Raw genomic sequence first — 12135 nt, 5'->3', positions numbered from 1 at the left:
TCCTTACTGATGGTTATACTCTAGCACGATAACGGGTGCGGGAAACCGTCAACAGCCTACTTAAACTAATATCGTCGTTCGGTGTGAAGCTCAAAGATGTATTCAAAATCTGTTCTCTTGCGCCTCTCATCAGCCGGCAACTTTCTGTTAGATTACAATGATTTTTACTCTTTCTTATCATAGCCTATGATTTATTTACTTGATTTTTTGATTATAGCAAACGAAATCATACCTGTCAACCCCATAACAAGTAAATACTTCTTAACTACACTACAAGCTAATACTTCTTAACTTTTTCAGTACACAAATTATACCATACTTACTCTTACAGCTCGCCAACCTACTTACTCCGGTTTTTTCATTAAGTATTTCTTTCCTACACTAAATCCTCTGCCCCTAACTTCACTAACACGGCTAACCATAACAAAGGCATCTTCATCTATTTGATGAATTAATTTTTCCACCTTATAAAGTTCTCTGTTTGAGACTACACTAAGTAGGATGTCAGTCTCTTTTTCTAAGTACCCTGTTCTACCATGGAAAAGAGTTACCCCTCTGTCAATCTCCGATATAATTGCATCTTTTATAAGATCAACTTTACTACTTACTACCTTTAACTGCATTTTGTTTGTTCCAAACATCAGAAGCTTATCTAAAACGATAGAATAGATTAAAACTAAAACGATACCATAAAGAACTTTTTCTTTTTCACTGAAGATAGCTTGTAGCACAAGGATGACACAATCTGCAACATATAAGCTAATCGATACAGGTATATGCGCATACTTATTTAGAATCAGCGGTGGTATATCCATTCCTCCTGTACTTGCTCCCATTCTAATGACGATTGCAATTGCTGTTCCAATGCAAATTCCACCAAAAAGAGTGCATAATAAAATATCATCTGTCAGTATAAACCCACCAGCTACTTTTTGTAATAAACCGAGTGCAAATGGGAAACAAAAAGTACTAATTAATGTGGTCAAAGCAAAACTTTTTCCCAGGATAAATAATCCAAACAGGAACATGATAAGGTTGAAGCAAAATATAAAAGAGGATACTGGTAAATCAAAAAAGTAGTTCATACTAAGAGCAATCCCTGTTGTTCCTCCAGTAATTAATCCAGACGGTAGAATAAAAAACACCACCCCCGCCGCATAAAGAAAATTGCCACAAACAATAATTAGCAAATCACGTAAAAGTTTCATCGTTTTCATAACCTAAATTCCTCCAAAAAAACGTCTGTTAGATTTTCCCTAACAGACGTGGATCAAGGCAACTGCCTAATACATTTCACTCATTTCTATCAAATTTACTTAATTATTTATACCACAGCTTGACCAAAACATCAATACCATATCGCTACGATTTAAGAGGAATCTACAGCACCAGTACTGTTAGAACAACTTCCTCTCTTTAAAAATAATAGCTATTCTACAACTCCTATGATATAATTTTTTGGGATAATTTATACGCTAGTTCTAATTTTATTTAAACATCCCTTAGATTCTTTCACCAAGTTTACATAACATGCAAGGAATGAATTGTTACTGGTGAGCTGGTGAGGCATCTTAAAATTAGTATCCAATTAAATTGAGAAAGGAAGTATATAGATGAGTGAAAAATTCGAAAAATTAGTACCACACTTAGACAAAATGCTTGCATTTGAAACTGCATTAACCTTATTGCAATGGGATAATGAAACCCTTGCCCCAGTAGAAGCTTTGGATAATACCGCAAAAGTGTTTGGTTTGTTATCAAGTGAGTATTTTAATACCATGGTAAATGATGATGTTAAAAATCTGTTACAGGAACTTTCTTTGCCAGAGAATTTTGTTACTTTAGAAATGAAGGAACAAAAAATAGTAAAAAAAATGAGCAAAGATTTCAAAGCAATGGAATGTATCCCACCAGAAGAATACAAAGCGTTTAGCGAACTGATCGCAAAATCCAGTACTATTTGGGATAATGCAAAGGAAAAAAACTGCTTTGCCGATTTTGCTCCAACCTTAGAAGAAATTGTATCCTATCAAAAAAGATTTGCCAGCTATCGAAAGGAGGGGAACAAAGCCCTCTATGATATTATGCTAGATGACTTTGAAGAAGGTATCGATATGAAGCAATTGGATGACTTCTTCGTAAAACTGCGTACAGCAATCGTTCCTTTACTAAAGCAAGTAGTAGCGAAAAATGAATCGATAGACAAATCCTATAACTCTCTAACATATGATATTGAAAAACAAAAAGAATTCTGTAAATACATTGCAGAGTACATTGGATTTGATTTTAATCGTGGAGTAATTGCAGAAAGTGAACATCCATTTACGACCAATCTTCATAATAAAGACGTTCGTATTACAACACACTATTATGAAAACAATCTCGAAAGCTCTATCTTTTCTACCATCCATGAAGGCGGTCATGCTATCTATGAGATGAATATTGATGATTCCATCACTCAAACGCCTGTTGGCCACGGATCTTCCATGGGTGTACATGAATCTCAATCACGCTTTTTTGAGAATATCATTGGACGTAGTAAAGATTTCTGGGCTCCACTGTGGGACAGATTAACAAGTACCTTCCCTGAACAACTAAAAAATGTATCTCTCGATCAATTTATTCTCTCTATTAATAAAGCAGAGCCAGATTTCATTCGTACGGAAGCAGATGAGTTAACCTATTCTCTTCACATCATGATTCGCTATGAAATTGAGAAACTATTAATATCCGGACAAATTGAGGTATCTGACCTACCACGGATCTGGAATGAGAAGTATGAAGAATATTTAGGAATTGTTCCTCCAACTGATGCACTTGGTGTTTTACAGGATGTACATTGGTCAAACGGTACCTTTGGATACTTTCCATCCTATGCCCTTGGTAACGCAATCGCATCTCAAATTTATGCTTATCTCCAGACTAAAATTGACTTTTCAAAAGCTTTAAGCGAAGGGAACTTAAAACCTATTTTAGATTTATTAAAAGAACACATCCATCAATATGGTGCCACTAAGAATACCAACGAGTTATTATTAGCAATGACCGGTGAATCTTTTAATGCTGATTACTATATAAATTATCTGGTTGACAAGTACACGAAACTCTATCAACTATAAGGTATCCTGAATACAGTAGATTATTTAAGTGATCTATTGGTATTTCGTTTTGATATTATCCTACTAATAAGGGCTACGAAATATTCCAAGCATTCAAGCATTTGGATATTCCGTCAGCCCTAATTATTAATTCTTTTCGCTTTCTTTACTTGCAAATGCATCTTTAATCTCGTAGTCTAATATCATTTGAAAATTAGTTTTGGCTCCTATCTCTAGCCATGGAGTATGACCACAGTCGTCAAGCAGGGAATAAGTATGTGGAATTTTTCTTTTTAAAAATGGCTCTAAAACCCCTTCTAAGGGATGTGTATCGTATTGCCCATGAATTAACGCAATCCTTATATTTATCGTTTCAAAATAATCCAATAATACTTCCTTTTCTTGCATCTGCATAAGCTCCCGCATGATTTCAAAATACATTCTTCCATTAAATTTTACAGGCTCAGAGTATATGTTCTCATTCCCAATTGGCTGATATTCATCCGCTATATTACATAGTTGACCATAGCGCATTAAGATCCTATCCATTTCCTGTTTATTCACGTTGGAAGCTTCTCTTAGCATGCAATTTAATTGATCGAATTCTTTTATTTCTTCATCGTTGTAATGTAATTTTCTTTTTATATCCACGATATATTCATAGCTACTACAGAGTGGTGGTGTCCCTATTAGTATTAATTTTTGTATATTATGTGCTCTTTTTAATGCATATAATCCAACCAGCCACGTCCCATAGGAATGACCGATTAGTATTATAGGCTGCTCTTGATAACTACTTAGATCTTGTACCATCTCTATTAAAAGTTCTTCTAAACAATATCTGGTTTGAATCAATTCAATGACCCCATATCGGTCAGACAAGTTTCTAGCAACACCACTTAAAGCACCAATGATTCCTGGTGGGTGTACTAAAACTATCTGATATGGAGGCTTTCCATGTAAACGTACGCTCATAATTGTCTCCTTTAGTAAACATATCCTAAATACTTCTTAAAATTTTACTTGTTTTTTAATATAAATATGATGACGTGAAAGATTCTTTATTTCATTACATACTTTTTAGCAATCTCTATCAGTGTCTCTTAAATAAGAATACTACGAAGTAAAAAGAAAGTCTAGAAAAGTTACTTTTAAAGAATATGAAGTATCAGAATACAGAGCACTAACCTATTCGTTTGTAGTCATAAAAAAGATGAAACCCATGCGTGGAGTAATCTCACCAAACATCGTGATTTCATCTTTTTCTATTTAATCTCTTGATTATATATTTCTTTTCTAGATTAAAACTACCTGTTTCTTGATTTAAAATATCCTGTAACTTAGATTGTATTCGCCTATTTACTTAGATTGATTATGCCTATTACTTTGATTGATTTCGCTTATTTAGTAGATTGTATTCACATGTTTCCTAGCTTATTATTACTTTATTTTCTTATTCCGTTTGTTTACTGCTTTACTAGTTTATAGAAAGGTATCCGCCTAACGTTTTCCCTTATCATAAGGTACTCCTGCTGCTTTTGGTGCCTGTGATTTCTTTGAAGTAAAGGCAAGTACTATCAAAGTTGCGATATAAGGTATCATTTTATAAAGATAACTTGGTATTCCAAGACTTGTAAGAAATGGAATCCCGGAATAAGCGGATGCAATTGTCTTCATCAATCCAAAGAACAATGCAGCATAAAGAATACGGATTGGTTTCCATTGACCAAAAATCAAAACAGCTAATGCCAAGAAACCATATCCTGCAACGCTGGCATTAAAATTTGTTGACGTTGGAATAACAAATACCAAGCCACCAATTCCTCCAAGGATACCCGATAACGCTACGCCAGCGTATCTCATTTTGTATACATTTATTCCTACAGAATCTGCAGCTTGAGGATGCTCGCCACAAGCACGAAGACGTAAGCCAAACTTCGTCTTATTTAATACAATCGAAGCTATAATTAAGACTAAAATTCCAAGGTACGTTGTGATATAGGCATTCTGAAATAATACTTCACCAAGTATCGGGATATCACCGAGCACTGGAACTTTTTGAATACGAAACGTATTATTGAAGTTAATCTGTTGAACACCCTGAATCTGACGTGCCGTAAAGATTGCAAATGCAGGTGCAAACATGTTAAGCGCAGTACCAGATATCGTCTGATCTGCTTTCATATGAATCGATGCATATGCATGAAATAAGGAAAATATGATACCCGCCAGAGCAGCAACCAAAATTGCTAGAATTAATAGCGGCTGACCACTCATACGGTCTTGAAAAGTATTAATAAACAATATACTTGCAAATGCTCCTATCGTCATAATACCTTCTAAGGCAATATTTACAACTCCGCTTCGCTCTGAAAACATACCGCCAAGAGCTACAATTAGAAGAGGGATTGAAAATAACATCGTCTGCTGACACAAAAAATATACTGGATTCATTATTTGTCTCCTCCTTCCTCTTGCGTTGCTTCTCGAATTTCTTCTTCATTTTCACTACCATAATCAGATGGCTCATTGATGGGAGCTGGTATTTGAGCACTTCCTCCGATATGATCTACTTTTCTCTTGCGTTCTCGATTGGAAATAAAATTTCTAACAATCATCGAAAATGCACTAAAATATATAATTACTGCAATGATGATGTCAATTATTTCCCCAGAGTATTCAAAAAGCTGTAGATAAAACCCACCTTGCTTTATATAAGCAATAAAAATTGCTGATAATAAAATACCGATTGGATGAGATAATCCAAGTAACGCAACCGAGATTCCATCAAATCCAGCAGAAGCTAGTTCATCTACAACCTCAATGTATTTTCCGGAACCAGCAAGATAAAATAAACCACCTCCAAGGCCAGCTAATGCCCCTGAAATGACCATAGACCATACAATACTCTTCTTCTCGTTAATACCTGCGTATTTACTAGCATCTCGATTAAAACCAACCGCTTTTAACTCATAGCCAAAAGTTGTTTTATTTAAAATGATATAAATTATAATTGCTGCGATTACTGCAATTATGATACCGGCATTGACATAAGATCCTTTAAAAATTTGGTCAAGCAAAGCTTTTGGTATGTTGGCTGTTGGTGCCACCGGTTTCGAGCGATTCTCTAACATATTAAATAAAGCATTGGTATCCTTAACAATCCAGTTAACAAGATACATACCGATATAGTTCGTCATAATACCCGCAATCACTTCATTAATGTTGGCATAAGCCTTTAATAATCCAGGAATTAAAGCCCAAAGGGCACCTGCAATCACCGCCGCGAAAAGAGCTACTATCCAATGAATATTCCCGAGCTTAGTCGCTGTAATACCTACTACTACTGAAGCAAACGCACCTACTGTAAATTGCCCTGTAGCTCCAATGTTAAATAATCCTGTTTTAAAAGCAAATCCAACGGAAAGACCCGTGCAAATGATTGGTGTAGCATAGTATAATACCATACCAATTCCCTTGCTTCCATCCGTAAGCGCTCCAGTTAATATTGTTTTAAATCCTCCGATTGCTTGATTAGGATTAGAAAACAACAATATAAGAAAGCCTACCAGAAGGCCTATGATAATTGCAAAAATCGAGGAAATTAATCCAAGGTTTTTCCATCCGCTTTTCTTTGATGAATTACCAATTCCACTCATCTTCTAAGCCTTCCTCCTTTTTGATCCAGCCATATAAAGACCTAATTCTTGAACGGTAACTTCATCCGGTTTTAACGAAGCTACAATTTCTCCTTCATACATTACTAAAATACGATCACTTAAGTTCATTACTTCATCTAGTTCAAAGGATACCAGTAAAACCCCACTTCCCTTATCTCTTTCTGCTATCAGCTGTCTGTGAACAAACTCAATAGCACCAACATCTAAACCTCTAGTTGGCTGTACAGCAACCAAGAGCTCTGGCCTTCGTTGAATTTCTCTTGCAATAATAACCTTTTGCTGGTTACCTCCAGACATACTTCGGCATGTCGTGACTGCTCCCTGCCCACTTCTTATATCATATTGTTCAATGAGTTTTATTGCATTCTCATGGATTGCATCTCGTTTTAAAAAACCACCTTTTTGATATTTTTCTGTAAAATACTCTTGTAAGACAAGATTGTCCTGAACTGTATATTCAAGAACAAGGCCATGTTTATGACGGTCCTCCGGAATATGGGATAAGCCATGGATATTTCGATATCGTATTGTCTTTTTAGTGATGTCTTCCCCATGAAGTTTTATGGACCCACTATCGCATTTGATTAATCCGGTTATCGCTTGAACTAATTCTGATTGACCATTACCATCAATACCAGCGATGCTGACAATCTCTCCTTTTTTAACAACAAAGCTCACATCATGCACTAAAGCTTTTTTGTTTCCCTTCTGCTTGGAATGAACAGTTACTGTTTTAATATCCAAAACAACTTCTTTCGGTTTTGCTTCTTTTTTATCAACTTTAAAGTTTACCTTACGACCTACCATCATTTCAGACATCGTTTCTTTATCCGTGGATTTCACATCTACTGTACCAATATATCTACCACGCCGTAATACAGAGCATCGATCTGCAACTGCTTTAATCTCATTTAACTTATGAGTAATAAACAAAATCGATTTCCCTTCTTTTGCGAGGTCTCGCATAATGTTCATTAACTCATCAATTTCTTGTGGGGTAAGTACTGCAGTTGGCTCATCAAATATTAAGATCTCATTCTCACGATATAACATCTTTAAGATTTCAACTCTTTGTTGCATACCAACGGAAATGTCTGAAACATAAGCATCCGGATCTACTGCAAGTTGATAATGCTCACTTAATTCTAACACCTTTTTTCTGGCTTCCTCCATCTTAAGAAAACCACCGCTTACAGTTTCTACACCGAGGATGATATTTTGTAGAACTGTAAAATTATGAACTAACTTAAAATGCTGATGAACCATTCCAATTCCAAGTGCATTCGCATCCAAAGGGCCATTTATTTTTACTGTTTTTCCTTTTACTTTGATGGAACCCTTTTCTGGTTGATATAATCCAAACAAAACACTCATTAGGGTAGACTTTCCCGCACCATTTTCACCAAGCAGTGCATGAATTTCTCCCTTCTTTAGCTGAAGAGTTATATTATCATTCGCTATAATACCGGGAAATTCTTTTGTAATTCCTAGCATTTCAATAATGTAATCCAAAGGTATTACTCCCTCCTTGCCTTCTTTATTTCCTTAAAAAAGCTGTTACAAATGGTTTTAATTTCACCATATTGCAACAGCCCTCCTAATCCTTTTACAATCTGTGCGCCATAGCGCTTCAAATTAATTCTCTATTACTTAACTTCATCTATTTTGACTATAGTTACAGGTAATTTAGAGACATCCTCAATTCCTTCCACCTTTGGAGCATATTCTCCTGATACTAGTTTCGCATAAACGTCACCATAATCAGCTTCCGTAAATTTTACAAACTTTGATGTCTTTAATGGAAGTCCTACACCTTCTGTTGTGACATCCAGTGTTACAATTTTTCCGCCAGGGAATTTTCCCTCATAAAACATCGCAATACCATCGTATACTGATTTACTTAGTTCTTTCATAGCAGAAGTTATTACGGTACTAGATTCTGAACTTTGATCCACATCAACACCAATAACTTTTCCATTATTATCTTGTGCTGCCGCCATGACCGAGTTACCTACAGCGCCACCGCAACCAAAGATAACTTGTGTTCCACTCTGATACCAAGAAGCTGCTGTTGTCTGTGCTTCTGGAGTTGCAGAAAAACCACCTGTATAGTGATACTTCATATTAATCTTATCAATTCCCATTTCTTTTGCAGCTGTTTCTGCTCCAAGTACAAAACCATATCCATATCGTTTTACTGCTGGTACTGCCATACCTCCCATAAAACCGAGCTTCGTATAACCGTCTTTTACAGCTGCATAACCAGCTAAAAAACCAGCCTGATGCTCTGCATAATATACAGAATATACGTTTTCTTTAATTGTTTTGTCCTCTCCTTTTTCTGGCTGACTATCCAAGATGATAAATTTCACATCTGGATATGTAGTCTGCACTTCGTAAACTGCTTCCGAAAACTTATATCCAGGACAAACAACTAATTTTGCTCCACCTTTGATTGCAAGGCCAATGGTATCAATATATGCTGCCGTTGTAGCTTCTGCAGGCTGGTAATACTTGTGAGTCTTGTTATTTTCAGTCGCATACTTGTAAAGTCCTTCCCAGGATCCCTGATTAAAAGACTTGTCATCGATGGTACCTACGTCTGTTACAAGAGCTAACTCATATCCTTCGGTCTTGTTGTTATTATTGTTATTATTGCTGTTATTGTTATTATTGCTGTTATTGTTTTCATTAGTTGCACCATTGGTTACCCCAGGAGTTGTTCCTGCATTGCCATTTGGTGGTTCATTGACTTTCTTACCGCAACCAGCAAAAACTGTCATTGCCAAGGCAAGAATAAGCACATGTGAAATAATTTTCTTCATCACTGACTCCTCCAAAATCTAATCCCGTAAATTTTTATTAATAGAACTTCACCATTCTGTCGCAATTCTGCGAATTTGAGCAACAGCACAAATCCGAGTATAAAAAATCTCCTTTTTACACTATCCCTTGCTAAACTTGGTTTTTTCTATCTGCTAATTATAATTCGCTTTTTTTGTATTTCTTATACTGTCTTTTCTTAAGAATTACATTACTTATCCCCAAATTTTTAATACAAATCATAATCTATCCACAAAATTGGTCAAATAATCCATGAGTCTAGCCAGTGACAAAATTCTAAAATCTCAACAAGTAAAAATAAGCTTCGCTAGCTTTTCCTGGTCAAGAATAAAAAAAAGCTATTATAAATCAGCAATAATTCACTACATTAGTAGAAGAATGCTGATTTATAATAGCATGTTCAATTCCTATGGTAAAGGTATGAATATCTGGTAATTTTATTGGTAGTTTGCGGAAGCTTCCTAAATTGGAAATACCCCCCATATTCCATTAATCCTCCAAATTCTGTGCTGAAAATCCCAACGGAAGAAGATCCGCGAGTGTATATGCCCAATAATCCTCCTCAGATTTTGCTAGAATTACAATAAACTTTTTAGGATTACAAAATTCCATCATAACCTGTCTACACACTCCGCATGGAGGACAATAATCTACGATGTTACCTTTTTTCCCTCCAACAATAGCAATTGCAACAAAATCTTTTTCACCTTCACTGACAGCCTTAAAAAAAGCTGTTCTTTCTGCACAATTAGTCGGAGAATAAGTTGCATTTTCAATATTGCAACCGGTAAATATTTTATTATTTTTAGATAACAGTGCAGCTCCAACGTGGAAATTTGAATACGGTACATAAGAACGTTTCAACATACCGATTGCCTCTTTAATGAGATTTCTACAAGCAGAGTCATCAATTATCTCATCAGAAGGTAATTGGTTTGCCTTTTTGGGCACTAACTCTCCAGCTTGCCTACAGGCTGGAAATGTAAATTCCATCTTATCATCCTCGTCCTTCATGAAATGCACTCCCTTTCACACAAAATTTTCTTAAGATACTAGATCTTAATAACCACTACCAGACTCGTTTTTTGCTAATTTTACAATACGACTCGTACCAAGACGTGAAGCACCAAGTTCAAGAAAGCGTATCGCATCGTCAAAAGAGGCAATACCTCCTGCTGCCTTCATCTTAATATCTTTCCCAATATGTTTGGAGAAAAGCTCAATGTCTTCAAATGTTGCCCCAGCAGTGGAAAATCCAGTGGATGTTTTAATATAATCTGCTCCACTTTTCGTTACTACTTCACACATTGCAATTTTTTCTTCTTCCGTAAGAAGACAAGTTTCAATAATTACTTTTAGAATCTTATCCCCACACACCTTTTTAATTTGGCGTATCTCTTCCTCAACTACGTCAAACTTACCTTCTTTCACATCACCGAGATTAACTACCATATCAATCTCATCTGCACCGTTATCAAGGGCATCTTTCGTTTCCATAACTTTTACATTGGTTGTATTATAGCCATTTGGAAAACCAATCACTGTACATACTGGCATACGGGCACCTACATATTCCTTTGCACGTTTCACAAAAGAAGGTGGAATACAAACCGATGCAGTCTGATAGGTAATTGCATCATCGCAGATTTGTTTGATATCCTGCCATGTAGCAGTTTGCGTTAATAATGTATGATCTACCGTTTTAAAAATGTCTTTTCTATCCATTGTCGTCCTCATTTCTGTTTTTGAGCAACTCAAGTTTGTATGCGTAGTGCTACCACAAGCTTTAACTTTTAAGCAAGTTCCAGAGCTATCTCCATCATTTCTCTAAAACTTATCTGACGATCCTCTGCTGATAAACTTTCGCCAGTATAAAGGTGATCTGAAATAGTTAAGATACATAGAGCATTCTTTCCTGCTCTTGCGGCATTCATGTAAAGTGCAGCAGCTTCCATCTCAACACATAAAACGCCCATCTTCTTCCATTGATTCGAAGAATTTTTATTATCATCATAAAAGATGTCAGAAGATAAGATATTGCCTACAACAACCTTGGTATTCTGAGCTCTTGCTGCCCCAACTGCCTTTTCCAATAGCTCATAGCTAGCGATTGGTGCAAAGGTTCCTGGTAACTCATATTGAGAAGCAAAATTAGAATTCGTACTTGCACCCATACCTATTACAACGTCACGAACATGAATGTTGTCAGAAATTCCACCAGCAGAACCGATGCGAATAATATTATCCACATCATAAAAGTGATATAACTCGTAAGAATAGATACCGATGGATGGCATTCCCATACCTCCACCCATAACTGAAATTTCCTTCCCTTTATAGGTACCTGTATAACCAAACATATTTCTCACTGTATTAAAACATACCGGATTTTCTAAATAAGTTTCTGCAATAAATTTGGCACGTAAAGGATCTCCTGGCATTAATACCGTTTTAGCAATCTCTCCAGGCTTTGCTCCATTGTGCGGGGTTGGTGTTGGTGCATGACTCATAAT

At 36.0% G+C, this 12135-nt stretch carries 10 protein-coding genes and 1 other annotated feature (1 of these 11 running past the window's edge); of the genes, 1 reads left to right on the top strand and 9 read right to left on the bottom strand.

Annotated elements, in window-relative coordinates:
* Nucleotides 1–190 (bottom strand) — a binding site (T-box leader); it reaches 78 nt to the left of the window's first position.
* Nucleotides 191–344: 154 nt separating this feature from the next.
* Nucleotides 345–1208, bottom strand: a complete 864-nt coding sequence (locus tag CC92_RS0119905) for a YitT family protein (protein WP_420323177.1) — start codon at nucleotides 1206–1208, stop codon at nucleotides 345–347.
* A gap of 405 nt (nucleotides 1209–1613) precedes the next feature.
* On the opposite strand from CC92_RS0119905, the gene CC92_RS0119900 reads away from it, so the two are divergent.
* Nucleotides 1614–3119 carry a carboxypeptidase M32 gene (locus tag CC92_RS0119900; RefSeq protein ID WP_029501767.1) on the top strand — a complete coding sequence of 502 codons (1506 nt, stop codon included), beginning with the start codon at nucleotides 1614–1616 and terminating at the stop codon, nucleotides 3117–3119.
* Between the two features lie 126 nt (nucleotides 3120–3245).
* Here the strand turns inward: CC92_RS0119900 and CC92_RS0119895 are convergent, their stop codons facing one another.
* From CC92_RS0119895 to deoD, 8 genes are all read right to left on the bottom strand, one after another.
* Nucleotides 3246–4073: an alpha/beta fold hydrolase gene (locus CC92_RS0119895; protein WP_029501768.1), complete on the bottom strand. Its 828-nt coding sequence runs from the start codon at nucleotides 4071–4073 to the stop codon at nucleotides 3246–3248.
* Nucleotides 4074–4598: 525 nt separating this feature from the next.
* On the bottom strand, nucleotides 4599–5552 hold the full coding sequence (locus CC92_RS0119890; protein WP_029501769.1) for an ABC transporter permease: 954 nt from the start codon (nucleotides 5550–5552) through the stop codon (nucleotides 4599–4601).
* The gene (locus CC92_RS0119885; RefSeq protein ID WP_081841762.1) at nucleotides 5552–6757 is read right to left on the bottom strand and encodes an ABC transporter permease; all 1206 of its coding nucleotides are present in this window, start codon (nucleotides 6755–6757) and stop codon (nucleotides 5552–5554) included. The genes CC92_RS0119890 and CC92_RS0119885 overlap by 1 nt, the downstream gene beginning before the upstream one ends.
* Before the next feature lie 3 nt (nucleotides 6758–6760).
* Nucleotides 6761–8272 (bottom strand): ABC transporter ATP-binding protein, encoded by a 1512-nt coding sequence (locus CC92_RS0119880; protein WP_029501771.1) that lies wholly within the window; start codon nucleotides 8270–8272, stop codon nucleotides 6761–6763.
* 152 nt (nucleotides 8273–8424) lie between these two features.
* Complete coding sequence (locus CC92_RS0119875; protein ID WP_031420727.1) at nucleotides 8425–9603, bottom strand: BMP family lipoprotein; 1179 nt, start codon at nucleotides 9601–9603, stop codon at nucleotides 8425–8427.
* 508 nt (nucleotides 9604–10111) lie between these two features.
* Nucleotides 10112–10636: a cytidine deaminase gene (locus CC92_RS0119865; protein WP_081841763.1), complete on the bottom strand. Its 525-nt coding sequence runs from the start codon at nucleotides 10634–10636 to the stop codon at nucleotides 10112–10114.
* A 45-nt stretch (nucleotides 10637–10681) separates the two neighbouring features.
* Nucleotides 10682–11347, bottom strand: coding sequence for a deoxyribose-phosphate aldolase (gene deoC, locus CC92_RS0119860; RefSeq protein WP_029501774.1), 666 nt, complete (start codon nucleotides 11345–11347; stop codon nucleotides 10682–10684).
* 68 nt (nucleotides 11348–11415) lie between these two features.
* Entirely contained in the window at nucleotides 11416–12132 is a 717-nt protein-coding gene (gene deoD / locus CC92_RS0119855) for a purine-nucleoside phosphorylase (RefSeq protein ID WP_029501775.1), read from the bottom strand.
* Between the last annotated feature and the right edge of the window lie 3 nt (nucleotides 12133–12135).

Source organism: Lachnoclostridium phytofermentans (genome assembly GCF_000733755.1).
Lineage (GTDB): Bacteria > Bacillota > Clostridia > Lachnospirales > Lachnospiraceae > Lachnoclostridium > Lachnoclostridium phytofermentans_A.
The sequence above is the reverse complement of the archived record's forward strand: the minus strand, read 5'-3'. Positions and strand labels throughout refer to the sequence as shown.